This is a genomic window from Paenibacillus sp. EC2-1, assembly GCF_049311625.1.
Taxonomy (GTDB): Bacteria; Bacillota; Bacilli; order Paenibacillales; family Paenibacillaceae; genus Paenibacillus_AQ.
Map to the genome: position 1 here is coordinate 3,837,967 of NZ_CP186006.1, position 25,672 is coordinate 3,863,638.

Genomic DNA, 25,672 nt, shown 5'->3' on the forward strand with positions numbered 1-25,672 from the left:
AGGCAGAGACGTTTCATTACTTCACTATAATAGAACCTGCGGAAGTCACCGCAGAATATGATGACTATTCGTTAAAAGGCTCATCTGCAACACGAATGGAGTCCGTTGGGCAGCCGTCACATGCATCTTCCATGTCCTCGTACATGTCCTCAGGAATTACCGTAACACCACGGTTATTGTCACCTTCGTAAATCACTTCAGCGATACCTTCGTCGTCATAATCATAAATATCGGGTGCCGTTGCTCCGCAAGCGCCGCAAGCAATGCAGGTATCTTTATCTACCCATGTATACTTCGCCATAGTTTCTCTGCCTCCTGTATATCTAAAACATTCTACAACATCGTCAACGATGCAGCACTTATCGCATTGCACCAACTACATATTAATACAAATTTTTGGGGAACACAAATAAATTTCACAACAATATTAGACAGTCTAAGCAACAATTATTCCTGTTCCGGTTTTCGTTCTGTATTTCTCACAAAGTCCATCTGCAATGATGTACCCCTGACTTTATGATTTCGAATCAGAGCGGAAGGATCATCCCCAAGCATCCCCGCTGTCAATACGGCACTCTCTCCAAACTTATTACGCAGTTCATCCATCACCTTCGTCAGTGATTCCTTTTTGGGCTGCTTCTCATAATTGAACAGATCCAATTGAACCACTGATTCTTCGCGGGCACTTAACTGCTGCAGTGTAATGCCAAGCAATCGAAGAGGCTTCCCCTGATTCCAATGCTTATCGTACAATAAACAGGCTTCCCGGTATATATCTTCTGTATTCTCCGTAGGTGTTCCAAGTTGGCGAGATCTCGTAATGGTCTTCATATCTGGCGTACGAAGTGTAAGCTGAACACCAGACGCCATCAGTTTCTGTTTTCTTAGCCGCCTCGCTACCTGATCACTTAGATTGAGCAGTACACGCTTCGCATCCTCTGTAGAAGTAATATCCGCTGGAAGCGTTGTGGTATGACCGATCGACTTGCTTTGCTCCCGGTCCGCATTCACAGGCGCATAATCCAGACCATGGGCAGCCTGCTTCATCCAATGTCCCATCACACCGAAGGTTGAGGTAAGGAGTCCTTCATCCGCAGCAGCCAGCTCACCTATGTTAGTTATGTTAAGTTTTCTAAGCTTCTCTGCTGTCTTGGAACCTATACCAAACAATTCGCCACAAGGACGTCCCCACAGAACTTTCGGCACATCACGGATACGCATGATCGAAATGCCGTTCGGCTTTTTCATATCAGAACCCATCTTCGCGAGCAATTTATTAGGAGCAATTCCAATGGAACAAGGTAATGACAGTTCCTCCCGAATACGGGTCTGAATCTCTTCAGCGATTTGAAGTGGTGTTCCGAACTGTTTCGAACCTGTAATATCTAAATAACATTCATCAATTGAAGTCGCTTCAAGTAACGGCGTATATGCATATGCTATATTCATAAATGCATTGGAGTATTTACGATACAAATGAAAATTGGGCTGAATAAGAATCAAATCCGGATAAATTTTGAGTGCTTGTCGCACATTCATGCCCGTTCTGATCCCCATGCCGCGAGCTGTATAGGAACAAGTAACAATAACCCCTTTACGAAGTTCTACACTGCCCGCCACAGCCGTCGCCTGTCCCCGGTAGCGTTCCGGCTCCTCCGCTTCATGAACAGAGCAATAAAATGCGTTCATATCCACATGGAGTATGACCCGGCCGCTCGTCGGGTAGTAATCGTTGATGTTTCCCACGATACATCCCTTCTTCTTATCCATAATTCTGGTCTAATTCAGCATACCGTTCTCTACAACAAAGGGTCAAGATTGGATGCTTGCAGAAAAGTTTCAATTCTTTGTCACTTTGCCGCAAGAAAATGCTATAATGACAACATTATATCACTGCACGGTCCATCCCGGACTCGCAAAAAGGAGGACATCATGTCTAAGTCCATTTCCATCTTTGATACGACTCTTCGCGACGGTACGCAGGGCGAAGGAATCAGCTTGTCGGCGGATGACAAACTCAAAATCGCCAAAAAGCTGGATACTCTTGGTGTCCACTATATTGAAGGCGGCATCCCGGGAAGCAACAGCAAAGACATCGAATTTTTCAAAAGAGTACAGGAACTTGGTCTGACATCAAAAGTAACAGCTTTCGGCAGTACGCGGCGTAAAGGCTCCATTGCTGATAAGGATGCCAACCTCCACCGGATTCTTGAATCCGGCGTTAGAGCCGCTACGCTTGTCGGTAAATCGTGGGACTTCCACGTTCATACCGCCTTGCAGACTACTCTAGAAGAGAATCTTGCGATGATTTTTGACTCCATAGCTTTCCTAAAGCAAAAAGGGCTTGAAGTGATCTTCGATGCAGAACATTTCTTCGATGGATTCAAGCACAATCCAGAGTATGCTGTCTCAGTATTGTCTAAAGCCCGTGAAGCTGGCGCAGATTGGCTTGTCATGTGTGATACCAATGGAGGTAGTCTTCCCCATGAGGTACACGATATTGTGACATCACTGAATGGCCTCTTACCTGGGGCTCCACTAGGCATTCATACGCATAATGATTGCGAGTTAGCTGTTGCGAATACACTTAGTGCTGTACAAGCAGGCGTTGGCCATGTTCAAGGGACAATTAACGGATATGGTGAGCGATGCGGTAACGCTAATCTGTGCTCCATCATCCCGAATTTGCAGCTTAAGCTTGGTTATAATTGCATTGGTGACGACAGTATTCACAACCTCACCAACACCGCTCGGTATGTGAGTGAAATTGCTAACGTGAATATGCCTGTGAATCAGCCTTATGTTGGTAACGCTGCATTTGCCCATAAGGGCGGTATCCATGTCTCTGCCATATTGCGTGACTCTAGAACGTACGAGCATATCGAGCCTGAGAAAGTTGGCAACAAACAACGGATCCTCGTCTCTGAACTTGCAGGCCAGAGCAACATTGTATCCAAGGCACAAGATATGGGACTGAATTTTGACCCAAGCAGTGACCAGTCCAAACATGTCATCGGTAAGATCAAAGATTTAGAGCATCAAGGATACCAATTCGAAGGCGCCGATGCTTCACTTGAGCTTCTCCTTCGGGAAGCCAATGGCGATCTTCAGGAGCTATTCACCTTCGAATCCTTCAAAATGCTTGTAGAGAAAACGGCAGGGCGACCTGTTGTCTCTGAAGCATTTGTAAAGATTAATGTAGCTGGTCAGAGCATCTACACAGCAGGCGAAGGTACAGGTCCAGTCAACGCACTGGATAATGCACTGCGAAAAGCGCTGCTTCAATATTTCCCTGCGTTGAAAGATATGCATCTGTCAGATTATAAGGTTCGTGTATTAGACGATCAGGATACGACAGCTGGTAGAGTTCGCGTTCTAATGGAGTCTAAGAACTACGAGAACTCCTGGAACACGGTCGGTGTGTCAGGTAATGTTATCGAAGCCAGTTGGGAAGCACTTGTCGACAGTATGCGCTATGCACTACTAGGACAGATTTCTCCTTCAGCGGCTGAAGATGAATCCTTACCACGACAAGGCCTTGTTAATCACTAGAGCCTGAGAGCTTTAGGAAAAGTAAAGAGAGCACGTCCCCACCTTATTTCAACGGGACGTGCTCTTCTTTATTTTATAATTTTCAAGATTTGATTAGCTTCTTTATCTTCTTCTCAAGTTCTTCGGGATCAGGTGCGCCCAGAATAATCTCCGTAATGACACCTCTGTGGTCAATCAAGACGTTCGTCGGAAACACTTTTCCCTTGTAAATCTGCTCAAACACCTTACCTTCAGTATCGAACATGATGGGATACTTTAGAGCGTATTCCTTAACAAATTCCTTCGCCTTCTTCTCATTATCATATTTTGTTACGTTAATCCCATATACCTCCAGATCGTCGGCATAGGCAGTAACTAATCTCGACAATTCAGGTGCTTCTTGTTTACAAGGATCACACCATGATGCCCAGAAGTTAATAATGAGCGCCTTATCTCTTGTCCCATGACCAGAGTACGTCTTTCCATCCAAACCTTGCAAGGAAAATTCTGGAGCGAGCAGACCAGCTTTCGCACCTGTCTCAGTAGGTAAGGGTTCTTCAGCCATAAACACTGACTGTATCTTATCTCCTGCTTGATTATAGATAACCACTGCTGCAGCGAATAGAATTATCGTTAATATGATCAAGTTACGCTTCATGAGTCAATTCCTTTACTGGTAGACTTTTTATAGTCACTATTGTACCCTGAATACCATAACTTTCAAACCAATTGGACCTAACTATCTTTATAATATAGAAGGAGGATGAATCGTGAACATTTATAATCCGGCTGAAGGGCACATTAAAATGACAACGAAAGTTCTAGATTCCATCCGCCAGCATACTTTTGCTTGTCTACCTGAGGAAGCTTGTGGAGTCCTTCTTGGACAGACTTCTAAGGATAATCAAATTATCGATGAGTATATCCCCGTCCGAAATACAGCTTCTGATCCACGTCATCATTTTTCCCTTGATCCCGTAACATGGACCTCTCTTGTATTAAAAGAACCTCGGATTTGCGGTCTGTTTCACAGTCATCCAGCAAGCTTTCCTATCCCTTCATGGGAGGACATTAGTCAGCTGCAATACTTTGGAAGCCTTCTTCAGATATACTTCATCGGCACCCCTAACCTATTCGTTCCTGATGATTTCAATCTCGAAGCATATCAGATCATGAAAGAACCCACACTCCAATCTGCGTGGAAATCCAATAGAAAAGTCGATGAAACGAAGCGCTACATGTTGAGACCACTAGATTACGTCATATCATGCTCCACTTAAGTATACATATAAATCGCCCAAGGTCTCAGCATATCCTAGGTTCTGAATCTCTTCTAAATAAACAGCCCATAACCTTGCGGTCATCACAGCGTCACACAGCGCATCATGGCGCCCTTTAACGGGGATGCTCTGTTCTTGAAGCAGATTATCTAGACTATAATCTGATCGACCAGGAAATAAATGCTCAGCCAGCATCATCGTATCCAGTAGTCGATGCGTTAATCGAACCTTAGAAGTTTTCCACAACGCTGCATTCAAAAAAGCACGATCATGACCTGCAGCATGGGCAACCAACACTTTCCCTTCAGCAAATGCCATGAAATCATGCAACCCCTCCATCAAGGAAACTGCATTATTAACCATTGCTTGAGAAATACCGGTCAGTGCAGTAATATGCTCTGGAACAGTTACACCGCCATTAACAATGATATGAAAGCATTCTCCCTCAATAACAGTCTTTCCGAGAGTACGTACGGCTCCAATGGACAAGATCTCATCCCCATGCTGATGTGAAAAACCTGTTGTCTCCAGATCAAATACGACAGTCTCCAGTTGGTTCAATGGTGTACCCAGCACCTCTGGTCGCCGCTGCTGCTTCATCTGTGAGCGAATGAAAGCAATCTGCTGCGCAGAAGGGTTCCCCTTCATGGACGTAATCGCCGAATTAATATCCCCCATACGTAGGGAACGCCAAAATCCTGCCCCAGATTCCCTTGGATCTTTCACAAGCCCTTCCGATCTAAGAAGCGAAGTTCTCTTTCAAGAGAGCGGTGTATACGGCGTATAACACCAAGTGAATCTTTAAGCTCGTATTGAACTTTTTTATTCATTAGTTGCTCTTTGGGAATGTAACCACTACTCACAACAAGCCCTTCATTAAAGTACACCGGTGTTTCCATCCTCATCCGAAATGAATACATCAAAGCACGTTGTACATTTTCCAGCAGCAAGCTGCCCCCTTCCAACTGAATAATCCGCTCCATTCGTTTTATCGAAGTGGTCTCTATGATTCCACGCTGTAAAGCCATCGTTCGAATACTGTTCACTAATGGAATGTACATACCATACTTCACATCAAAATCACCAGCATGCTCGCCAAACCGCTCCGTCACGATTCTACCCATGACATTAAGCGTCGCTTTATGGTGGACCGTATTGCGAAGAAGTGCCGCGTTCATAAGTGGCTGCTGCTGAACAGCGTTCCGAAGATGAATCTTCCAACTAGAAGATAGCTCTGCATTACCAGTTATATGTCTCATATCGGAAGCAATGATGAAGTGCCGAGTAGGTTCCCAAGCATGATCAGAACTCCAATCTGTTAATTGTTGCTTCCATCCCGATAAAGTTCGCCTCCACATCGGTTCAGAACACATTACCTTTCCCGTACATTTCGGATATCCAGCAAACTCAAGTATTCCTACCAAGCTGACCCCAAACTTCAGGAAATAGCCCGAATCTTCCTCCTCCATCTCATCACCAATAATGAGCCCATTATCCTGATCACTCCACAGTGTCGCTTCTTGTCTCCCACTGCTGCCAAAAGTAACGAAAGCATAACGGGCAGGAGGCTGGCCGAAGCCAGCCTCACTTAATTGCATTTCACATAGTTGAACAGCCCGCTGTGCGATCTCATCATGCATCTGGTTAACCCAAGCGATCCACACATCCAGTTTCGTATCATTCTTCATTTCAAGAAGTTTATTTTGACAGGAAATTCGTGCATTCCTCAGTTCTTGTTCTTCTCCTGCCTTCTGTATTTCCAAAAACTCCGGGAATGAATGTATCGATCCAAAAGTTTTCATGCTGAGCCCTCCCTACAACGAATGATTCTACTTTCGTTAAATGGCTGAATCGCCCCGAGCAGAAGTATTAGACATGCCGGGGGATCGAGCGGACTTAGCTTCCGATTCAGTAAGCAGCTTCATTTGTTCAGGGTAGCCATACGTTCCATGCTCACTAATATCAAGCCCCATTAATTCTTCCTCTTCTGTTACCCGAAGTCCCATAGTGATCTTAATCAAGCCAAGAATCAGGAAGGATAACACTAGCACGAATGCAAAAGTTCCAATTAAGCCAAGCAGCTGAACGCCAAGCTGTCCAAATCCACCACCATAAAACAATCCTGCGTTCCCCACGCCGGTAATCTCCACGAGCCTAGGAGCAGCGAAGAGTCCCGTCGATACAGCTCCCCACATCCCTGCAACACCGTGCACTGAGAATGCATATACGGGATCATCTACACCTCTGCGCTCAAACCACTGTGCAGTAAAGAAAGTAATACTTCCCGCTACAGCACCGATCACAACCGCTGCCCACGGCTCAACAAAAGCACAAGCTCCAGTAATCGCTACAAAAGCAGCCAGCACACCATTTAACATACTAGGTATATCAGCTTTTCCTAGGACAGCCCACGAAATGAACAATGCAGCTAATGCGCCTGCAGCCGCAGCAATATTGGTGTTGAGCGCTACAAATCCGAAGAAACCATCCGTCAACGCTGAAATTGTACTTCCAGGGTTAAATCCGAACCAGCCAATCCAGATAATTAATACCCCTAGAACAGATAAGACTTGATTGTGTCCAGGAATACTGTTAGGTTTACCATCTTTACTGTATTTTCCAAGACGAGGCTTCAGCATAATCGTTGCAACCAGAGCCGCTGTAGCACCTGTTAAATGAACGACCGTTGAGCCTGCGAAGTCCTGCATACCTAAACTTCCAAGCCATCCACCACCCCACACCCAATGTGCCACGACTGGATAAATGACGATCGTGAATAATATTCCGAATATAATATATACGCTTAATTTAGCTCGCTCTGCCATACCACCACAAGCAATTGCAAGCGATACAGCTGCAAAGGATAAATGGAACAAGAACATGATCGTTGTTGGAACATCATAAATCGCTAATGAACTAAATGATGCCGCCATGTTATCTCCACTTAGGAAGAATCCTTCCAATCCGAAAAAGCTATTTCCATTACCAAAAGCTAAGCCAAATCCCATCGCCCAAAAAGCAACCACACTGATTCCAAATGTCAGTACTGTCTTCCCCGCAACGTGGCCAGCGTTCTTCATTCTTACCGAACCCGCTTCAAGAAGTGCAAAGCCAGCTTGCATAAAGAAGACAAGTAATGCAGCTAGAAAGACAAACACAGAGTTCAGGCCGGCTTGAAGCTGAACATTAGTCGCTCCATCATCAGCAAATGCACTTACCGGAAACGCTAACAGGGTACTAATAGCCATGAATGAACCAATCCATCCTTTTTTCATACTCCCCACTCCTTAAATGTCATATTATCTGACGTAAACTAATTTATATGAACATTATAAGCAGGCATATTCGGAGTTAGCAATGGATTTATACCAATTTGACGCTTTTATCCATTCTTTATGTAATATAATATAACATAGTATAATGTTAATCCTATAAAACCAAAAAAGTATGACGTTTGACTGTATGGTTCACGATCATGTATCATATTTCTAACAGGAAATAATATTATAAATCATACAGGCCTGCGGGGTGATAATAACGTGAGTATGAGTAAACACATGAATCTTCTTCGCATTGGAGAGCTTGCAAAAGCAGCAGGGATCAGTGAGAGAACCATCGACTACTATACGAAGATTGGTCTGATCTCCCCTGAGAAACGGACGCTTAAGAATTACCGTTTATACAGTCATGAAACTTTAAAGACTTTGAAACGTATTAATCATTTAAAACAAGAGAAATATACCCTCGAAGAGATTAAGACTACACTGGAGCGTTGGAGTTCAGTCACTGAAGATGCTGAAGTCACTGATAAATTGACGAAGCTCGAAATCCAAATTCAGCAGTTAGAAAGGGATGTAAAAGAACTCAACCCTATACTGCAAGACTTAAAGCCGAACCAAGCACGTGCAGTATTATCCAATATCCTTCCAAAGGGAGCGGCTTGCATCGAGTCGCTACAAATATTACTCAACCATTTCACACCAATGTAACACCTACACTAAACTTGGAGGTTATTAAATGGACCCTATGTTTTTCCTAATTATCATCGCATTTATCTTCACGCTTGTTGCTCAGTTCCGGGTAAAAGGCACCTTTAATAAATGGGCTCAAGTCGAGAATACTAGCGGAATGACCGGATACGATGCAGCACGTCACATGCTTGATGCCAACGGACTTCAAGATGTACCTGTTGAACCCGTACCTGGTACATTGTCTGACCACTACGATCCCATACACCGTGTTGTTAGATTGTCCGAACCTGTTTACTACGAACGTTCGATCGCTGCTGTCTCAGTTGCTTGTCACGAGGTTGGCCACGCCATCCAGCACAAAGTAAGTTATCCAATGCTTGTTGCACGTCACAAGATGTTCCCAATTGTTAACTTCGCATCCGGAATCGCTCCTTTCTTATTGATCGCAGGATTCCTATTCCAAGCCTTCAACCTGATCGGACTCGGTATTATTTTCTTCTCGGCTGCAGTAGCCTTCCAACTTGTAACACTACCGGTCGAGTTCAATGCTAGTAACCGCGCTCGTGAGATTATGGTTTCTGAAGGTTATATTACGAACGAAGAAGAACGCGGTGTCGCTAAAGTCTTGAACGCCGCAGCATTAACTTATGTAGCAGCAGCTCTCTTGTCCTTGCTTGAATTGCTTCGCTACATTATGATTTTCTTGAATAATCGCGATTAATAACAAAAGGTTACCGCTCTTTATGAGCGGTAACCTTTTTGTTGTATGAGGTGGCTAAATTAGATTATAAAGTACTCGTATCTTTAGCAGATTTCGTTGATATTGAACCAAGTCCAAAATATTGCAATAAAAATGTTCTAAAAGCTTGAGCAACGGGCGGAAGCTTCTCATCTGCACGATGAATAAGTCCGATCGAGCGCGTTACTTTCGGTTCGGTAATACTAACACGTGCTGGCTGAAGTGGATTGGTCTGAAACAGTGCCATTTCTGGCAGCAGACTCACTCCCATGCCCGCGGCGACTAGACCTCGTATTGTATCTGTCTCTTCACCCTCAAAGGCAATCTTTGGTGTAAATCCAGCCTCCAGGCAAGCATGCCACACAATCGGGCGAAGGGAGTAACCTTTACTGAAAAGTACAAATCGCTCATCTTTAAGTTGCTCCAGCTTAATACTCTTCTCACCTGCTAAAGGATGGTTAGGAGGCAAGACAGCAAATAACTCTTCGGTAAGTACCACGTCTCCCTCTACTTGATCGTGTCGTTCTGGAAACGGAGATACGAAAGCAAGATCTACTTCTGCAGAGATAACATCTCGGATAAGCGTTGGAAACATCCCTTGTTTAAAACGAAATTTCACATTCGGATACTTCTTCCGGAATTCTGCTACGACTGAAGGAATCAGATGAATACCAAGACTGTGCGGGAATCCAATCCGGATTTCTCCCTGCTCGGGATCCAGAAATTCATGTATTTCGGTCACTGCACGATCTAGATCCTTCATAATCCCTTCAACCCGTTTACAAAATAATTGCCCCACAGGTGTCAACTGAAGATTTCGCCCTTTCTGCATAAAGAGATTCACACCAAGCTCTTCCTCTAGCTGATGAATCTGCCGGCTAACAGCCGATTGGGCAACGTGAAGCTCTTCTGCCGCTTGGGTAACGTGTTCTTTCTGCGCAACCTTTACGAAGTATTGCAACTGTCTTAATTCCACGCGATAATCGCTCCATTCTCAATTCCCTTGCTACTTTGAACTTATGAATACATACAGACTGCGAAACCTCACTCAGTTACGATGAACGTCGTTTGAATAGTCTTATAAGCAGGCCGTAAATGAAGAAACCACTGATCATACCGCCGAAGTGAGCCACCCATCCGATACCGGGAGCAAACGAAAACATAATACCCATGATTAGCAATGTGTAGAGCATCTTCCTAGATGCTTCATCCATCATATGACGCTGAAACAAGGCAATGTATAGAAACGCACCATAAACCCCGTAAATGGCACCTGAGGCGCCTACAAGAATAGTATCATCAACTTTAACATTAGTGTAATAGGCGACACTAATCACATTGCCTAATATACCACTCATCAGATATAACAGTGCATATCTAAACGTACCCATAATTCGCTCAAGCGGTGGTGTAATGACCAAGATGGCAAAACTGTTAAAGAACAAGTGATCAAACCCGCTATGCAAAAAAACAGCTGCAATATAACGCCATTCCTCGCTACGAAATGGCTCTAGGTTCGTAACTGCTCCATATTCAAGCTGTGTAAGATAGTTCGTCGATCCACCGTTAAACGTCATTACGAAGAACATAACGATGTTCGCAATGAGCAGCAGCGATGTGAACGGATAGTATCGCAGATAGCTTTTCCAATTCTCATATCTAATAAATATCATGGCATCCTCCTATCCCTTATGTATACACAAGATATCCTTAGGTGGACATTCCCTTTTTAAAAAGATTATAATGTACCATGAACTTGATCACAAACTTTGATACTCAAGGAGGAGATTTTTTCATGACTCAAGAACGTACAGGCGTTGCCACTTTTAAAGGTAACCCACTTACTCTTATCGGACCCGAACTTCAGGTAGGAGATACTGCTCCTGATTTCACGGTCAGCAAAAATCTGCTGGAAGATGCATCCCTTAAGGATTTCGCAGGCAAAATCAAGCTAATCAGTGTCGTCCCTTCACTCGATACTGGCGTTTGTGATGCACAAACACGTCGTTTCAACGAAGCTGCAGCTGGGCTAGGTGAGGATGTTGTCATCCTGACTGTCAGCGCTGACCTTCCATTCGCTCAAGCACGCTGGTGCGGAGCAGCAGGTGTTGACCAAGTCATCACACTGTCTGATTACAAATCTCGTTCCTTTGGGCAAGCTTATGGCGTGCTGATTAAGGAATTCCAACTTGATATGCGCTCCATCTTTGTCGTAGATCAGAACGATAAAATCACTTACGTAGAATATCTCGGTGAAATGACCGAGCATCCAAACTACGAAGCAGCAATCGAGGCCGTTAAATCACTGCAATAGTTAATGCTATATTGCGTGTACATATTTGAGGCCACACTTTTAAAAGCGGGAGAGCAGCTCTCCCGCTTTTTCATGTTTAGCTATCGATTTTGTACTTACTTAATTTTTTGTCCAATACGGAAAATAAATGTAAAATAACACGGTAGTTAGCCCCAAGGTCACCAAAGGAACCTCTTGAAGCCGAATACATATCAACAGCAGATCGTACAGGGTTAATCCCAAGTACTGATACTGTTATATCCAATGTTCGTCCAAATGAGGTCTTCTTCTCAATTGTAATTTCGCCAACAGATGCAACCTCGTGAAGCACTTTGTAACCTGGAATTTTTTTGAGTGTTGAGGATACTTCTTCAAAACATTTCTCTTTCGAGAGATTGTAATAACGCGTCTTCAGCTTGGGGTCTTTAGCACGGTCGCTTGTGCCGTCATAGCTGCGCACGATACCCGTTAGAACTCGTTTTAATGACAAAGACCGTTCCTCCTTTATATATGACCGTTCCCTTTTCACTCTCTAGTTTAACATTGTTTATGCTTTCAGCAAACCTTTATTCTATGTAAATACACGTTCTTTTGTTTTCAAAAAAGCGCCTCTTCACTTCGATGAATCGAAGGAAGAGGCGCTCATTCATAAGCTTGGTAAGAACCCGCCTATGCCGTCCGGTAACATTGTCTTCGAACCTGCGTAAACAGGTGGGTGATCTCAGAATCGTTTATGAATTCCCCTTGTCATATAGACAGGGCATTCCAGCCACGAAACGATGTTGATCTCCCGAGACATCGTCATTGGTTCAAAACAACGGAATACCGAAACGCACATCGCAGGATGTAGTCTTATTATAGGGGTTTTTTTCGAAAAAGTAAACCTAAGATTTTCTCGCTTTATCGTCAGATTTCACATGTTCCATCTCTTCTAGCATCGCTTGTTCTGCAGACTCTTCTTCTTCAATCTGTTTCAAGCGTTCTGCCTGTTCTTGCATCTTCAGATATGTCGCATAGAAGTTAAAGAATGCGAACACAGCCATAATGGAGAATAGGAAGAATACGAAGAGCACCGGCATTTTCGTACCAATAAATATTAAGACAGCGCTTCCCGCAAGCGTTGAAAAGACGCGGAAAGGTCGAATCAAAGTCAATAATATTGCATTTTTTAGTAACTGACGGGTCTTCATTTCATAGTGAACCGCCATGGAAAAGAAGTTAAACATCGACACGAACAGCACCAGCAGCAACACCAGCATCACAATTCCGACAAGTTGCATGCCTTTAATCTGTGTCATGTAAACAGTGTAATCTACGTACATGATAACAAATAATAGGGTGTATACAAAACCACCAATCATCGCTTGTTTGTAATTCTCTTTATAACCTCTGAAAAAAGTCTTGAAAATCGGAATGTCTGGATCGCCCATAACCCATTTTCTCACAACGGTAAACATTGCAGCAGTTGCTGGGAATACTAAGAACGGGGCCAGAATCCCCATCACCCAGTTAGCCAATAACTGCTCATTGTGCGCACCAGGCGTTTGCATCGCCATTAAGACTTTTGTTAGCAGCATAAATAAAAAAGGCGAACAACATAGCACCCACAAAACATTAGTAAAAGCGATGCGGGTTATCCATTCGGTAATTTTATATAAGCCGCCCATGGCTCCTTTCATTTCCAAAACGATTCCTCCTCACTCAGGTCACATGCATGTATATATTAATATACCTTATTTTATACACCTATGACCAGAGCCTAATTTACATATGAATGGACATTCGTCCAAACTGACAGAGTAGTGCCCCCATATGATATGGACGTAGTACATTCCAACCTTATAGAGAAGGAGTTGAATGTTACATGTCTAATTGTGGTGGCGGCGGTTATGGCTACGGTTCTACCGTAGGTATCGTATTGGTTCTCTTTATCCTATTGGTTATCGTTCTTCGTGCATTCTTCATCTAAGTAACTGACTAGTTCACTAGTTCCTATGAAAGAAAAAAGACGAGGATGCCGCAACAGCAGCAACCTCGTCTTTTCTATTAATACGGATATATCTTGAAATCAGATTAACCTTTGTAAGAATCTTCTCCACTACGGTTAGGACGGCGATCTCCGCTGTTTGTCCGTGGTTTGCGATCTCCGCTGTTATTACGATCACGGTTATATCCACCGCTACCGCTACCGCCACCATCACGGCTGTATCCACCTTTGGAGTATCCACCACGTCCACCGCCACTGCCGCTGCTATTACGGTCGCGGTTGTAACCGCCACTGTTGTTGCTACGGCCATATCCTGTACTAGGCTTACGTCCATTGCGGATGTCTGGCTTACGACGTTTAGCACGAATCGGATCTTCTGGTGTAAGTTGTACTTCTGCTTCTTTCTTGGCATCGCCTGTCAACAACTTCATAGCTGCTGCAAGCAATTGTACGGAATCATATTGCTCAAGAAGTTGGATAGCCAAACCTTTGTACTCGTTCAGTTCACCCTTCTCAACAATTTCAAGTACGCGTTCTGCAGTTACACGTTGTTTACCTTCAATAGCTTCAGCCATTGTAGGAAGTGGCTTACGTGGAATACGGTGACGTGTTACACGCTCGATGAAATGCAGGTGATCCATTTCGCGAGGTGTTACGAAGGACCATGCAGTACCTTCTTTACCAGCACGACCGGTACGGCCGATACGGTGTACATAGCTCTCCGGATCCTGTGGAAGGTCAAAGTTAACTACGTGGGAAACGCCTGATACGTCAAGACCACGAGCAGCTACGTCAGTTGCTACCAGTACATCGATGCTTCCGTCACGGAATTTACGCATAACAGTATCACGTTGATGTTGAGACAAGTCACCGTGCAATCCATCTGCGGAGTAGCCGCGTTTTTGAAGTGCTTCAGCAAGCTCATCTACACGACGCTTCGTACGACCGAAGACAATGGCAAGTTCTGGAGATTCCATGTCAATCAAACGGCTAAGAGCTTCAAACTTTTGACGCTCAGGCACTTCAATGTAAGCTTGATCAATCAATGGTGCACTTACGTGCTTAGGAATGACAGAAACATGCTCTGGATTCTTCAGGAACTGCTGCGCTAGCTTCTGGATGTTCGGAGGCATAGTAGCTGAGAACAACATCGTTTGACGCTCTTCTGGAACAAGCTTAAGAATGGACTGAATGTCATCCATGAAGCCCATGTCAAGCATTTCATCTGCTTCATCTAGGACGACAGTCTGTACATCATCTAAACGAATTGTTTTTCTGTTGATGTGATCAAGCAAACGACCTGGTGTACCGATAATAATCTGAGGCTTCTTTTTCAAAGCGCGAATTTGACGGCCGATATCTTGACCACCATAAATTGGAAGAGAACGAATCCCTTTAAATCGGGATAATTTACCGATCTCTTCAGCGACCTGAATAGCAAGCTCACGGGTTGGTGTCATTACAAGCGCTACGATACGCTCTTCCTCTTTAGCAATTTTACTGATCAATGGAAGACCGAATGCAGCCGTCTTACCTGTACCCGTCTGCGCTTGTCCAATCATATCTTTGCCGGAAAGGGCAATCGGAATAGATTGGGATTGGATTGGAGTGGCTTCTTCAAAGCCAAGCTCTGTAATTGCTTGGAGCACCTGGGGCTCCAAACCGAATTCTGCAAATGTTTTCAATAGGTTCATACTCCTTCTATCTAGTGGACATCCCACATTCTTCTCTGTATTCTTAAGTAGCGGTAACGTTTATAGGCTTTCCCGGCCCGCAGGATTTTCTGCATGAGGTGGACCGTTTTTTTATCTGACCGCCAGTCCATGGGTCGGCTAATGTATAATAATCCTGTTAAGCATGCAAAGTTTTCATTGAAACTAACTACTCAAGAATATCCAACACACATTATACCACAAAACAATCGAGGAATACCAGCAAGCTCCTTTAACTCATACTACTTCAGAGGTGATACCTTTTGCTAAAGCATATATGGAGCTATGCCGCCATTTTGTTCGGTGGATTCGTTATTGCATGTGGATTCAACTTGTTTCTAATACCACATCAAGTACTAAGCGGAGGGGTATCCGGTCTTGCGATGCTGATCGGCTATTTCTCACCGTTAGACATAAGTGTGATGTACTTCGTTCTTAACATTCCAATTCTAATCGCAGGCTGGATTAAACTCGGCAAACGATTTATCTGGCTCAGCATTTTATCCGTTATCGTCGTCACAATCTTACTGGAGATTATCCCTGTAAAAGCTGTGGCTTCCGACATGCTTCTCTCTTCTGTGTTCGGAGGTGTTCTTGTAGGACTTGGTGGTGGATTATCGTTTCGAGTTGGCGGATCTACAGGAGGATTTGACATTATTGGGTCACTCGTGACTCGATACCGTGATTTTCCAGTCGGAACCATACTGGTGGGGATGAACGCGTTGGTTATATTGGCTGTAGCGTATCTAAAAGGCGATTGGAATTTAGCCCTTGCCTCTATGCTCTCCATTTTTGTAACTGGAAAAATCATCGACCTGGTTCATATCAGTCATATTAAGGTAACTGTATTTATTGTCACTGACAGAACAGAGGCCCTCTTGGATAAGCTCCTTAAGCGACCTCGCGGCGTTACAAAGATCAAAACCGAAGGTGCTTTTACACATAAAGAGAAAGATATGCTAATGACTGTTACGACACGATATGAGCTGGCCGAGCTCAAAACGATCATTACGGAAACTGACCCCGAAGCATTCGTGAATGTTGTGGAAACGGTAGCCGTCATGGGACAGTTCCGCAGAAGTTAGTTTTTTCCAAACCTAGAGATAAAGATTTATAATTTGTGGTATAATATGAGTGTGTAGTCCTTACAATATTCTTGAGGTATCCGAAAGCACCCCTTCGGCAATTTTTATTAGCTTTTCCGTTTTACTGCAGACGACCAGCCTAACCTAATGACAAGGGAAGGAAAGGGTGATTTTTGTGGAAATGGAAACTGTAAAACTGTCAGAAATCGTCTTGAAATGGTTTCCGGACATGATGCCTTTCTTTAGGCAGAACGAGCTCAATTCCATGATCGTTTTGCGGGACGGACTGAGTATTCTGGAAGAGGACGACGCTTTGGAGATTATTCAATACAGTATTTGCGAGTATCAGAGTCAAGCTTATCTTCATTAATCTTGATCAATCGTTACAGGTTTTGTAAACAATGCCGTGTTTCCCGGTTACTAACTGTGGAAATACGGCATTTTTTATTTACTCTTCTCGCGTGAGTCACATTTCATTTTGTGTTTTTAGTTTGGATTGGAACGAATTCGTTTATAAACACTAAGTAAATGGTTAAAATAAAAAGCCCTCTTGTTACGTTTCTGCTTTATTGTAACAAACCTGTTCTTTTTATTTACAACATTTCCATTATAATCATGTGATGAGTGTACACAAGGGAGAGAAGCAATTATGAACATCATCTTAGCTTTAATGATCTGGGCAGCTGGAGGAATGGGACCTGTTAGTACATCTGATGGTCAGGTAAACAGTTTAATCCAAAGCTCTGTTAGCTCTGCATTCAACAATCAACAACAATCAGGAAAAACAGATTCACAAAGTGCCGTTAAAGGAGATCCCCAAGAGGAAGCTCCTAAAGTAAAAGGTGTATATGTTACAGCATACAGTGCGGGTGGAGCCCGTATGGATCAGCTTGTTGATCTGATGGACAAGACAGAACTGAACTCGATGGTAATAGACATCAAGGATGATGAAGGATACATAACGTACAAGACAGACAATCCTACACTTCAAGAGCTGGGCAAGCCTCAACCTTTCATCAAAGATATCCACAAGTTGATGAAGCGACTTGAGAAGCATGATATTTATCCAATAGCCAGAGTTGTTGTATTCAAAGATACGATTCTCGCTAAGAAAAACCCTGAGCTTTCTTTCACCAAAAGTGACGGAAGCGTGTGGGAAAATGGCGGTGGAGACAGCTTTGTCAATCCATACAGCAAGGAAGTGTGGGATTATAATATCGAAATCGCGAAGGAAGCAGCCAAACTTGGATTTAAAGAAATTCAGTTCGATTACGTACGCTTCCCTGAAGGATTTGAGAAACGAGCTGATTCGTTAAAATATACGAAGACCGATCAATCTCGTGTAGATATCGTCTCGGAGTTTGTTAAATATGCTCGGAAGGAACTTGCTCCTCTTGGTATCCGAGTGTCTGTTGATATTTTCGGGTATGCAGCTTCCGTGCCTGCAGCTGAAGGAATTGGTCAAGACTTTGTTAAGATCTCTAAGCATGTAGACGTTATAAGCCCTATGATCTACCCAAGTCATTATTCTACCGGCTGGTTCGGTTCTAAAGCACCCGACAAAGCCCCATATCAGACGATCAAAGGCTCGATGGTAGATACGCACAAGAAACTCGATCCACTGGGATCTTACAAACCAATTATCCGTCCCTGGATTCAGGATTTCACTGCTAGTTGGCTAGGAAGTGGAAATTATGTGAAATATGGTAAAAAGGAAGTTGAAGAACAAATTCGCGCGCTTAAAGATATGAATGTTGATGAATATCTGCTCTGGAACGCTGCAAATCGTTATACGGAAGGTGTAGATTACAAGTAAATTGCAATTATGCTTCATTTTTTGAAGTCCGGCCATAAATGCCGGACTTCTTTTTGTGGATTAAACGTTTGTTATACGAGGGAAAATTGTTTACAATAAGAGGTTGTGTTCAATAAACAATTTACTTAGTAAAGAAGGCTCTAGATCATTATGGAAGTAACTCACACAACCAGACAAAAAATCAAACAATTTGCAGTTATTCTGCTTCCTATTCTCATTACCCAACTTGCCTTGTCGGCCATTTCATTTTTTGATACGAATATGTCCGGTAAATTCAGCTCTGCTGATCTGGCCGGTGTTGCCATTGCGACAAGCCTCTGGATTCCCGTTCAGACCGGACTTAGTGGAGTGCTTATGGGGATTACCCCCATCGTCTCTCAATTCATAGGAGCGCGTAGAGAGGATAAAGTCGCTTATCAGGTCATTCAAGCTATATGGCTGTCTATAATCCTTGCTCTAGTCGTACTTGGCATTGGTTACATGGCAGTACCAAAAATCCTAAACGCGATGACCTTGGAACCTGCTGTAAGAGATATCGCCGCTCAGTTCTTAATGGCCATTTCTGCAGGTATCATTCCGTTGTTTGGATACACAGTACTCCGTAGTTTTATTGATGCTCTCGGTCAGACACGAATATCCATGGTAATTACACTTACGATGCTTCCCATTAACGTTACACTTAACGCTCTATTCATCTATGGTCTATGGGGGTTTCCAAGGCTAGGTGGGGTCGGAGCAGGAATTGCATCAGCGATTACCTACTGGGTCGTATTTATAATTGCGATTGGGATTGTTCATAAAATGAAACCTTTCTCCAGCTTTCAGCTGTTTCAAAGTCTTCCTAAAATTTCGTTTAAAGCTTGGAAAGACCTGCTGAAGATTGGCGTGCCCATTGGATTCTCAATCTTTTTTGAAACAGCCGTTTTTGCTGCCGTCACCCTGCTCATGAGTAATTTCGATACGGTTACCATAGCTGCCCACCAAGCTGCTATGAACTTCTCAACAACCTTGTATATGATCCCACTCAGTATTTGTATGAGCTTAACAATCTTAGTCGGATTTGAAGCTGGATCTGGACGTATGAAAGACGCCAGAAAATATGCCAAGCTCGGCATTATACTCGCTGTAATTCTCTCGCTGATCACAGCAGTGATTCTACTCGTTTTTGGACGCCAAGTAGCGAGTCTATATTCTAACGAACCCCAGGTGATAGAATTGGTTCAGCAATTCTTAATCTTCGCGATATTTTTCCAGATATCAGATGCCATTGCTACGCCTACACAAGGAGCTTTAAGAGGATATAAAGATGTTAATGTGGCATTCATACTTGCCTTCCTCTCCTACTGGGTCATCGGTCTACCGGTTGGATATGTCTTAGCTAATTTCACTTCTTTTGGCGCATTCGGTTACTGGATCGGTCTAATCTTAGGTCTTGCCGTTGGAGCCACGCTGCTGCTATTACGCTTAGTTAAGGTCCAGCGAAACTTTCACCAGCCATTGTCATCTAAATAACCATATAGAGAAAGGGACTGCCTGATTGGCAGTCCCTTTTTCTATTAAAATAACTTTTCGCAACGCCCGAAATTAAATAACCCCGCAGGATTCCCTGCAGGGCATATTCAAGAATGAACTATTGAGACAAGCGTAGAGCAAGCTCGTACATATCCATATCGAACTCTTTTTTCGTATTTACGACTTTATCGATATCAGTTAGCGTAAGCTCACCTTTGATAATGCCGCAGCCCTTATCGGACTCACCCTGGATCAAGCTGCGAACGGCAAAGTCACCGAGACGGCTTGCAAGATTGCGGTCAAATGGTGTTGGCGCTCCACCACGCTGAATATGACCAAGTACAGTTACACGCGCATCAATAGAAGCATGACGCTGTTTAAGCGCATCCGCAACATCTTCTCCGCGTCCAACACCTTCAGCTACAATGACGATACTATGACGCTTACCATTCTCAAAGTTATCTCTCATCCGGTCAGCGATTTCATCCATGTTGTAAGGAACCTCAGGAACTAAAATTGCTTCTGCTCCAGATGCAAGACCTGCATGCAAAGCGATATCTCCGCAGTGCCGTCCCATGACCTCTACAACAGATGAACGTGCATGAGATGACATGGTATCACGCAATTTGTTGATTGCATCCACAACAACGCTCACCGCAGTGTCAAAGCCGATTGTATAGTCAGTAAAAGAAATATCATTGTCGATGGTGCCTGGAAGTCCCATCGTTTTAATTCCCAATTTACTTAGTTTATTAGCTCCCTGATAGGAACCGTCACCACCAATAACAACAAGACCGTCAATTCCGTGCTCATTTAGTACATCAGCACCTCTTTGCTGGCCTTCAAGCGTCTTGAACTCCGGACAACGAGCAGATTGAAGAATTGTACCTCCACGCTGAATGATATCGCCAACACTGCGCAGATCCATTTTGTAAATTTCATTGTTAAGTAATCCCTGATATCCGCGTTGTACCCCGTATACTTCAAGACCGTGATACAGACCACTCCGGACAACGGAACGCAGCGCTGCGTTCATCCCTTGGGAGTCTCCCCCACTTGTTAGAACTGCGATTTTTTTAACTTCTGCCATGTAGTTCTTCCTCCTTATTGTCACTCATTCTTATGCCTACGGATCCATCTACTGTTGACAAAAAAGAAAAGACGGGTCATTGGGCTTCCCTTCATCAACCGTTTGGATACTGAGCGAACCAGGTGTTGTTCGCTGACTTTGGGATCGGATAAATATAAAGCCAGTAATCCCTCAATGATCATACGATGAAATGGCGTTGAGGGGATTTCCGTTACATCCTTCCGGGCCCATTCAACGATTGAAGTAATACGATTCAGCATCGTCTCGGCGTCTTCATAGTAGTTACAAAAGTTAAGGTCACCGCCGAGCCTGTCTTCATCTTGATCGATCAGATAATCCAGCATAATGTGGAGACTGCATACATTGGGAAAATATGAGGCATGAATGGCAGATGCATCCTGATCATCCAGAAATGGATCTGTCGCAGCTAGAAACAACATGAATACCCCTAATGTAGATCCTGTTGCAGCAGCAAACTCATTCCACCTCAAATGAGGCGTGCGATGGGCAAGTTCTGACCACCATTCCAGGAGTGCATCCTCCCTCTTTTCCGGATGGATATGCTTATACACTTGCAAATCGATATACAGCTTAGCCAGATCCAATATGTACGGCTTGGCAGCTTCATATCCCGAAAGCTGACTAATACAATCTCGGCAGGTTTGTACAAGACGTCCTAAGTAGCCACCGTCCTCTTTTTCCGAACGCAGTGCATAATAGTCCACTATCTTTGTATCCGGAGTCACCGCATCCAGCATTGATTGGTGCAACTGCCTAAAATCTGCAGGGTCCAAGGAAGTACTGCGGTCGCATAAATTATCGAGATAGTCACTAATTGTCTGATATGCCACAATTAATGGAATCAAAATATGCTTATCCGGTAAGCCTGCCGCGGCATAAACTGCTCCGCCCTGGCAATGAAACTTCTTCGTCTCAATGCTGGCAAGCGCCTGCTTTCGAAGCTCCTCATCGGGAATTTGTTCAGCGTCAAGACGCCACCTTTCCAGCTCGATTGACACTTCAGGGAGTATGTATTTATACACCCGTCTCATGAGGCTGATCGGGCTGCGCGGAACTTTACGGCTTAGCTCTTGATTATTCAATGAACTCTGCCTCCACATGGTTGTCTTTTTATAATATCCAAATCAAACCTATTATAATATGATCGTCAATTTTGCACAAATAACACATATCACAGAATAAATTTATGGATTATACGGGACCTAGCAATCAAGTAACTCGCTGAAATAACACAACGACACCAAAAAAGGCAGCCCCATGTCCATTAGACAAGGCTCCCCTATTTTGGATTAATTCACACCCATTATAATCAACATAAAAAGCAAAAAGACACAGATCTTCAACAAGATCTGTGTCTTCGTGCCTTAGTAAACAAATTCCTGATTAAGAAAAATTCTTAATCTATAAGATCTCCATTCTGGAGTTAACTTACAGTTTTGTTACGTTGGCTGCTTGAGGACCACGGTTACCGTCAGTGATTTCGAACTCAACCGCTTGGCCTTCTTCCAAAGTTTTGAAACCGTCTCCTTGGATTGCGGAGAAGTGTACGAATACGTCTTCGCCACCATCAACCGAAATAAAGCCGTAACCTTTTTCTGCATTAAACCATTTAACTGTACCTTTCAAATGAACAACCTCCTAAAATACCGCCATCTATGGCGAATACCCATATTATATCCCATGTTTTCTGACATTGCAATCCGTCATTTTACTGCCTGAGCTCTTTTTTTACGTTTATTCTTATTTGCTTTTCAGGCCATGTCTGCGTTATCATTTAGCCAAAACCCCAATAGTAAACGGAGATATGCATATGATTAAAAAACATGAAATATACAAAAAAGACAAGTGGAACATGATGACGGTTGAGGTACAGGGCCGATACATCGTTCTTCGCGAGATTTCAGATCAATGGGGTGAAGAAACACACACCTTCATGAGCCGCCCAGCCATGATGCAATGGGCAAACAACCGTTTTCCGAAAGAAGAATATGAAGGACAGGAAGAAGAATGGCACCGCATAATGGAAGCCTTCAAACAGGTTTAGTTCTATGGACTACAGCAATGCTGTTATCTTCATAATTCTTGCGTTCAGTTTAGGGCTTATCATGATCATGAACAAAGACCGCATCCCTCAAAAGATTCGAAGTGGAATGGCTTTGACTACTGTCGCCTTGATCCTGTTTGCCTTCTGGATTATTGTATACAGTCTACTCAATTTGGGTTCCTCCTAATTTAAGGATGAAAGTAGTGAACACGCGGCATACTATCCTTACGTAGCTACACTATTTAAGGAGTGTTGTCCATGAAATGTGCTAAAGCCGTTTGCTTAACTTTAGCGCTCAGTCTCCTGCCTGTTCCTACTTTCCATCCTGATATTTGGGCAGAAGGAGCCCAGTCTATATCATACTCTCATCATTCAAGGAGGATTCCCATGGGAAAATTATTGAAACGTTCTGAGGTACCAACTGAACATCAATGGAAGCTTTCTGATCTGTTCCCTGACCAAAAAGCTTGGGACAATACTTACACTGAAGTTCAGCAACTGATGAAAACCGCAAAAGATTTCCAAGGAAAATTAAACAATGCAAGTTCCATCAAGCAAGCCTTCGAACTTGAGGATGAAGTAGGTCTTCATATCGAAAGACTTTATGTGTATGCGCACATGCACCATGACGAAGATACAGCTAATCCTACATATCAAGCCCTTACACAAAAAGCAAAAAAACTGAGCGTTGAGGTCGGCGAAGCCCTTTCCTTCATCACACCTGAAATTCTCGCGTTGTCAGAATCTGAGCTCGACAAGCTAATCACCGATCCTACACTATCTGACTATAAATTCACGTTAACCGAAATGAAACGCGAGAAAGCGCATATCTTGACTAAAGCTGAGGAAGCGTTACTTGCTCAGGTTGGGAATCTTTCCTCCGCACCGCAGACTATTTTTGGCATGTTAAATAATGCGGATATGAAATTCCCTGCAATCAAGGACGAGACCGGCAAAGAAGTTGAATTGACTCACGGCAGCTACATTCAGTTCTTGGAGAGCCCAAACCGTGAAGTACGCGAATCCGCGTTCAAAGCCGTATATGAAACATACGGTAAGCAAAAGAACACGATAGCTGCTACCCTTACAGCTAACGTGAACAAGAATATTTTTTATTCTCGTGTCCGTAAATACCCTTCTGTTCTAGAGATGTCACTATATGGCGATAACATTCCGAAGGAAGTTTACACGAATCTTATCGATACGATCCATGAAAGTCTACCCCTACTTCACCGTTATATGGATCTGCGCAAGAAACTGCTCGGTGTGGATGAGCTTCATATGTATGACCTATTCGCTCCCCTTGTGGAAGAATACAAAATGGACATCACTTATGATGAAGCGAAGAAGACAATCAAGGATGGCCTGCACCCTCTTGGTGAGGACTACTTAAAGAATCTTCAAGACGGCTATGACGACGGCTGGATTGATGTTTATGAGAACGAAAACAAACGTACAGGCGCATATAGCTGGGGTGCTTACGGTACTCACCCTTATGTGCTTTTGAACCATAAAGACAATTTGAACAGCATGTTCACACTGGCGCACGAAATGGGCCATGCACTGCATTCCTTTTACTCTGACACGAACTTAAAGTATCGTGATGCACAGTACACTATTTTCCTTGCAGAGGTAGCTTCCACTACTAATGAGGCACTGCTGATGGACTATCTTCTTAAGAAATCCACAGATCCTAAAGAAAAAATGTACCTGCTCACCTATTATGCAGATCAGTTCCGTACTACCGTATTCCGTCAAACCATGTTTGCGGAATTCGAAAAAATCGTACATGAACGTTCAGAGAATGGTGAATCATTAACTCCGCAGGACCTATCGGAAATCTACTATGATCTGAATGTGAAATACCACGGTAAGAATATGACTGTAGATAAAGAAATTGGTATGGAGTGGGCTCGTATTCCTCACTTCTACAACAGTTTCTATGTTTACAAATATGCAACAGGCTTCTCGGCAGCAACAAGCTTTTCGAAGCAAATCCTTGAAGAAGGTCAGCCTGCAGTTGACCGCTATCTCGGCTTCTTAAAAAGCGGTGGCAGCGACTTCTCCATTAACATTTTGAAAAAAGCAGGTGTGGATATGTCTTCGCCAGAGCCAATTCGCGAAGCAATGAGCGTATTCGAGAATGTCATCTCTCAGATGGAAGAGTTGACAAAATAACACTCTCATCTAAGCCGTAATAAAATCCCTTGCCCATGCCGGCAAGGGATTTTATACTTGTGATGGAAGGAGGTGTCCAAATGAAAATGCAATGGTCCCTTATTGCCGGTCTTTTGTTCGCTTTACTCACAGCGATTTTTGCTGTCATCAATGTCGATCCCGTAAATGTAAACCTTCTATTTGGAACGGTTCGCGTCCCTCTTATTTTGTTGATCATTGGCTGTACGTTAATTGGCGGCCTCATTGTCGGGTCATACGGAATCTATCGGCAGTACCAAATGCAGAAGGAGATTAAATCTCTGGCAGGACAGCTTATACATATTCAGGAAGTAACAGGTTACACGCCTGACCCTACAGAGATGCCGGAAGCCGCACCTCAGGATAAGGATAATCTGCCGCAATAAAAATATTTG

The 25,672-nt window shown here is 43.6% G+C and carries 28 protein-coding genes and 1 other RNA gene; 14 read left to right on the forward strand and 15 right to left on the reverse strand.

Annotation, left to right across the window (positions count from 1 at the left end; genetic code table 11):
- Positions 1 to 64 precede the first annotated feature (64 nt).
- Together ACK8P5_RS18070 and ACK8P5_RS18075 are read right to left on the reverse strand one after the other, a co-directional pair.
- The gene (locus ACK8P5_RS18070; RefSeq protein WP_422657647.1) at positions 65 to 301 is read right to left on the reverse strand and encodes a ferredoxin; all 237 of its coding nucleotides are present in this window, start codon (positions 299 to 301) and stop codon (positions 65 to 67) included.
- Between the two features lie 146 nt (positions 302 to 447).
- Positions 448 to 1,746, reverse strand: coding sequence for a DNA polymerase IV (locus ACK8P5_RS18075; RefSeq protein ID WP_422661511.1), 1,299 nt, complete (start codon positions 1,744 to 1,746; stop codon positions 448 to 450).
- A 186-nt stretch (positions 1,747 to 1,932) separates the two neighbouring features.
- Between ACK8P5_RS18075 and cimA the strand changes: the two genes are divergently transcribed.
- Entirely contained in the window at positions 1,933 to 3,552 is a 1,620-nt protein-coding gene (gene cimA, locus ACK8P5_RS18080) for a citramalate synthase (protein ID WP_422657648.1), read from the forward strand.
- 82 nt (positions 3,553 to 3,634) lie between these two features.
- On the opposite strand, the gene ACK8P5_RS18085 is transcribed toward cimA, so the two are convergent.
- The gene (locus ACK8P5_RS18085) at positions 3,635 to 4,189 is read right to left on the reverse strand and encodes a TlpA disulfide reductase family protein (protein WP_422657649.1); all 555 of its coding nucleotides are present in this window, start codon (positions 4,187 to 4,189) and stop codon (positions 3,635 to 3,637) included.
- A 112-nt stretch (positions 4,190 to 4,301) separates the two neighbouring features.
- Here ACK8P5_RS18085 and ACK8P5_RS18090 point away from each other — a divergent pair, with 112 nt between their 5' ends.
- The gene (locus tag ACK8P5_RS18090) at positions 4,302 to 4,811 is read left to right on the forward strand and encodes a Mov34/MPN/PAD-1 family protein (protein ID WP_422657650.1); all 510 of its coding nucleotides are present in this window, start codon (positions 4,302 to 4,304) and stop codon (positions 4,809 to 4,811) included.
- On the opposite strand, the gene ACK8P5_RS18095 is transcribed toward ACK8P5_RS18090, so the two are convergent.
- The 3 genes from ACK8P5_RS18095 to ACK8P5_RS18105 are packed head-to-tail and all read right to left on the reverse strand — an operon-like array spanning position 4,797 to position 8,086.
- Positions 4,797 to 5,537 carry an exonuclease domain-containing protein gene (locus tag ACK8P5_RS18095; RefSeq protein WP_422657651.1) on the reverse strand — a complete coding sequence of 247 codons (741 nt, stop codon included), beginning with the start codon at positions 5,535 to 5,537 and terminating at the stop codon, positions 4,797 to 4,799. The two genes, ACK8P5_RS18090 and ACK8P5_RS18095, sit on opposite strands and share 15 nt — an antisense overlap.
- Positions 5,534 to 6,613: a DUF294 nucleotidyltransferase-like domain-containing protein gene (locus tag ACK8P5_RS18100; protein ID WP_422657652.1), complete on the reverse strand. Its 1,080-nt coding sequence runs from the start codon at positions 6,611 to 6,613 to the stop codon at positions 5,534 to 5,536. Before ACK8P5_RS18100 ends, ACK8P5_RS18095 begins: the two co-directional genes overlap by 4 nt.
- Before the next feature lie 36 nt (positions 6,614 to 6,649).
- Positions 6,650 to 8,086 (reverse strand): ammonium transporter, encoded by a 1,437-nt coding sequence (locus tag ACK8P5_RS18105; protein ID WP_422657653.1) that lies wholly within the window; start codon positions 8,084 to 8,086, stop codon positions 6,650 to 6,652.
- A gap of 270 nt (positions 8,087 to 8,356) precedes the next feature.
- On the opposite strand from ACK8P5_RS18105, the gene ACK8P5_RS18110 reads away from it, so the two are divergent.
- Positions 8,357 to 8,800, forward strand: coding sequence for a MerR family transcriptional regulator (locus tag ACK8P5_RS18110; protein WP_422657654.1), 444 nt, complete (start codon positions 8,357 to 8,359; stop codon positions 8,798 to 8,800).
- A gap of 28 nt (positions 8,801 to 8,828) precedes the next feature.
- Entirely contained in the window at positions 8,829 to 9,503 is a 675-nt protein-coding gene (locus tag ACK8P5_RS18115; RefSeq protein ID WP_422657655.1) for a zinc metallopeptidase, read from the forward strand.
- 64 nt (positions 9,504 to 9,567) lie between these two features.
- On the opposite strand, the gene ACK8P5_RS18120 is transcribed toward ACK8P5_RS18115, so the two are convergent.
- Both ACK8P5_RS18120 and ACK8P5_RS18125 read right to left on the reverse strand, forming a co-directional pair.
- On the reverse strand, positions 9,568 to 10,497 hold the full coding sequence (locus tag ACK8P5_RS18120; protein WP_422657656.1) for a LysR family transcriptional regulator: 930 nt from the start codon (positions 10,495 to 10,497) through the stop codon (positions 9,568 to 9,570).
- 76 nt (positions 10,498 to 10,573) lie between these two features.
- On the reverse strand, positions 10,574 to 11,194 hold the full coding sequence (locus ACK8P5_RS18125) for a rhomboid family intramembrane serine protease (RefSeq protein WP_422657657.1): 621 nt from the start codon (positions 11,192 to 11,194) through the stop codon (positions 10,574 to 10,576).
- A 122-nt stretch (positions 11,195 to 11,316) separates the two neighbouring features.
- Here ACK8P5_RS18125 and tpx point away from each other — a divergent pair, with 122 nt between their 5' ends.
- Entirely contained in the window at positions 11,317 to 11,835 is a 519-nt protein-coding gene (tpx, locus tag ACK8P5_RS18130; protein WP_422657658.1) for a thiol peroxidase, read from the forward strand.
- Positions 11,836 to 11,911: 76 nt separating this feature from the next.
- Here tpx and ACK8P5_RS18135 read toward each other — a convergent pair whose 3' ends face one another.
- The 3 genes from ACK8P5_RS18135 to ACK8P5_RS18145 form a co-directional block, all read right to left on the reverse strand.
- Complete coding sequence (locus ACK8P5_RS18135) at positions 11,912 to 12,304, reverse strand: DUF1499 domain-containing protein (RefSeq protein WP_422657659.1); 393 nt, start codon at positions 12,302 to 12,304, stop codon at positions 11,912 to 11,914.
- A gap of 168 nt (positions 12,305 to 12,472) precedes the next feature.
- Positions 12,473 to 12,663: non-coding RNA, 6S RNA (gene ssrS, locus ACK8P5_RS18140), on the reverse strand.
- 35 nt (positions 12,664 to 12,698) lie between these two features.
- A complete protein-coding gene (locus ACK8P5_RS18145; protein WP_422657660.1) occupies positions 12,699 to 13,499 on the reverse strand; it encodes a DUF624 domain-containing protein in 801 nt (266 codons plus the stop codon).
- Between the two features lie 179 nt (positions 13,500 to 13,678).
- Here ACK8P5_RS18145 and ACK8P5_RS18150 point away from each other — a divergent pair, with 179 nt between their 5' ends.
- Positions 13,679 to 13,783, forward strand: a complete 105-nt coding sequence (locus ACK8P5_RS18150; protein WP_422657661.1) for a YjcZ family sporulation protein — start codon at positions 13,679 to 13,681, stop codon at positions 13,781 to 13,783.
- Between the two features lie 104 nt (positions 13,784 to 13,887).
- On the opposite strand, the gene ACK8P5_RS18155 is transcribed toward ACK8P5_RS18150, so the two are convergent.
- Positions 13,888 to 15,486, reverse strand: coding sequence for a DEAD/DEAH box helicase (locus ACK8P5_RS18155; RefSeq protein WP_422657662.1), 1,599 nt, complete (start codon positions 15,484 to 15,486; stop codon positions 13,888 to 13,890).
- A gap of 290 nt (positions 15,487 to 15,776) precedes the next feature.
- Here ACK8P5_RS18155 and ACK8P5_RS18160 point away from each other — a divergent pair, with 290 nt between their 5' ends.
- From ACK8P5_RS18160 to ACK8P5_RS18175, 4 genes are all read left to right on the forward strand, one after another.
- Entirely contained in the window at positions 15,777 to 16,598 is an 822-nt protein-coding gene (locus tag ACK8P5_RS18160) for a YitT family protein (RefSeq protein ID WP_422657663.1), read from the forward strand.
- A gap of 181 nt (positions 16,599 to 16,779) precedes the next feature.
- Positions 16,780 to 16,968 carry a hypothetical protein gene (locus ACK8P5_RS18165; RefSeq protein WP_422657664.1) on the forward strand — a complete coding sequence of 63 codons (189 nt, stop codon included), beginning with the start codon at positions 16,780 to 16,782 and terminating at the stop codon, positions 16,966 to 16,968.
- A 279-nt stretch (positions 16,969 to 17,247) separates the two neighbouring features.
- The gene (locus tag ACK8P5_RS18170; RefSeq protein ID WP_422657665.1) at positions 17,248 to 18,414 is read left to right on the forward strand and encodes a putative glycoside hydrolase; all 1,167 of its coding nucleotides are present in this window, start codon (positions 17,248 to 17,250) and stop codon (positions 18,412 to 18,414) included.
- A 150-nt stretch (positions 18,415 to 18,564) separates the two neighbouring features.
- Entirely contained in the window at positions 18,565 to 19,926 is a 1,362-nt protein-coding gene (locus ACK8P5_RS18175; protein WP_422657666.1) for an MATE family efflux transporter, read from the forward strand.
- 118 nt (positions 19,927 to 20,044) lie between these two features.
- Here ACK8P5_RS18175 and pfkA read toward each other — a convergent pair whose 3' ends face one another.
- From pfkA to ACK8P5_RS18190, 3 genes are all read right to left on the reverse strand, one after another.
- Positions 20,045 to 21,016: a 6-phosphofructokinase gene (gene pfkA, locus ACK8P5_RS18180; RefSeq protein ID WP_422657667.1), complete on the reverse strand. Its 972-nt coding sequence runs from the start codon at positions 21,014 to 21,016 to the stop codon at positions 20,045 to 20,047.
- 20 nt (positions 21,017 to 21,036) lie between these two features.
- Entirely contained in the window at positions 21,037 to 22,119 is a 1,083-nt protein-coding gene (locus ACK8P5_RS18185; protein ID WP_422657668.1) for a tetraprenyl-beta-curcumene synthase family protein, read from the reverse strand.
- A gap of 346 nt (positions 22,120 to 22,465) precedes the next feature.
- Entirely contained in the window at positions 22,466 to 22,663 is a 198-nt protein-coding gene (locus ACK8P5_RS18190) for a cold shock domain-containing protein (RefSeq protein WP_422657669.1), read from the reverse strand.
- A 184-nt stretch (positions 22,664 to 22,847) separates the two neighbouring features.
- Between ACK8P5_RS18190 and ACK8P5_RS18195 the strand changes: the two genes are divergently transcribed.
- The 4 genes from ACK8P5_RS18195 (at position 22,848) to ACK8P5_RS18210 (ending at position 25,663) form a co-directional block, all read left to right on the forward strand.
- Positions 22,848 to 23,081: a hypothetical protein gene (locus tag ACK8P5_RS18195; protein WP_422657670.1), complete on the forward strand. Its 234-nt coding sequence runs from the start codon at positions 22,848 to 22,850 to the stop codon at positions 23,079 to 23,081.
- A gap of 4 nt (positions 23,082 to 23,085) precedes the next feature.
- Positions 23,086 to 23,268: a hypothetical protein gene (locus ACK8P5_RS18200; RefSeq protein ID WP_422657671.1), complete on the forward strand. Its 183-nt coding sequence runs from the start codon at positions 23,086 to 23,088 to the stop codon at positions 23,266 to 23,268.
- Positions 23,269 to 23,468: 200 nt separating this feature from the next.
- On the forward strand, positions 23,469 to 25,259 hold the full coding sequence (gene pepF, locus ACK8P5_RS18205) for an oligoendopeptidase F (RefSeq protein WP_422657672.1): 1,791 nt from the start codon (positions 23,469 to 23,471) through the stop codon (positions 25,257 to 25,259).
- Between the two features lie 80 nt (positions 25,260 to 25,339).
- Positions 25,340 to 25,663 carry a LapA family protein gene (locus tag ACK8P5_RS18210; protein ID WP_422657673.1) on the forward strand — a complete coding sequence of 108 codons (324 nt, stop codon included), beginning with the start codon at positions 25,340 to 25,342 and terminating at the stop codon, positions 25,661 to 25,663.
- Positions 25,664 to 25,672: the final 9 nt, after the last annotated feature.

Coding starts and splice junctions, on each gene's coding strand:
- ACK8P5_RS18150 (WP_422657661.1), top strand. CDS start 13,679: ATGTCTAATTGTGGTGGCGGCGGTTATGGCTACGGTTCTACCGTAGGT.
- ACK8P5_RS18100 (WP_422657652.1), bottom strand. CDS start 6,613: ATGAAAACTTTTGGATCGATACATTCATTCCCGGAGTTTTTGGAAATA.
- ACK8P5_RS18195 (WP_422657670.1), top strand. CDS start 22,848: ATGATTAAAAAACATGAAATATACAAAAAAGACAAGTGGAACATGATG.
- ACK8P5_RS18110 (WP_422657654.1), top strand. CDS start 8,357: ATGAGTAAACACATGAATCTTCTTCGCATTGGAGAGCTTGCAAAAGCA.
- ACK8P5_RS18210 (WP_422657673.1), top strand. CDS start 25,340: ATGAAAATGCAATGGTCCCTTATTGCCGGTCTTTTGTTCGCTTTACTC.
- ACK8P5_RS18165 (WP_422657664.1), top strand. CDS start 16,780: ATGGAAACTGTAAAACTGTCAGAAATCGTCTTGAAATGGTTTCCGGAC.
- tpx (WP_422657658.1), top strand. CDS start 11,317: ATGACTCAAGAACGTACAGGCGTTGCCACTTTTAAAGGTAACCCACTT.
- ACK8P5_RS18085 (WP_422657649.1), bottom strand. CDS start 4,189: ATGAAGCGTAACTTGATCATATTAACGATAATTCTATTCGCTGCAGCA.
- ACK8P5_RS18070 (WP_422657647.1), bottom strand. CDS start 301: ATGGCGAAGTATACATGGGTAGATAAAGATACCTGCATTGCTTGCGGC.
- ACK8P5_RS18115 (WP_422657655.1), top strand. CDS start 8,829: ATGGACCCTATGTTTTTCCTAATTATCATCGCATTTATCTTCACGCTT.
- ACK8P5_RS18175 (WP_422657666.1), top strand. CDS start 18,565: ATGGAAGTAACTCACACAACCAGACAAAAAATCAAACAATTTGCAGTT.
- ACK8P5_RS18125 (WP_422657657.1), bottom strand. CDS start 11,194: ATGATATTTATTAGATATGAGAATTGGAAAAGCTATCTGCGATACTAT.
- ACK8P5_RS18170 (WP_422657665.1), top strand. CDS start 17,248: ATGAACATCATCTTAGCTTTAATGATCTGGGCAGCTGGAGGAATGGGA.
- pfkA (WP_422657667.1), bottom strand. CDS start 21,016: ATGGCAGAAGTTAAAAAAATCGCAGTTCTAACAAGTGGGGGAGACTCC.
- ACK8P5_RS18105 (WP_422657653.1), bottom strand. CDS start 8,086: ATGAAAAAAGGATGGATTGGTTCATTCATGGCTATTAGTACCCTGTTA.
- pepF (WP_422657672.1), top strand. CDS start 23,469: ATGGGAAAATTATTGAAACGTTCTGAGGTACCAACTGAACATCAATGG.
- cimA (WP_422657648.1), top strand. CDS start 1,933: ATGTCTAAGTCCATTTCCATCTTTGATACGACTCTTCGCGACGGTACG.
- ACK8P5_RS18200 (WP_422657671.1), top strand. CDS start 23,086: ATGGACTACAGCAATGCTGTTATCTTCATAATTCTTGCGTTCAGTTTA.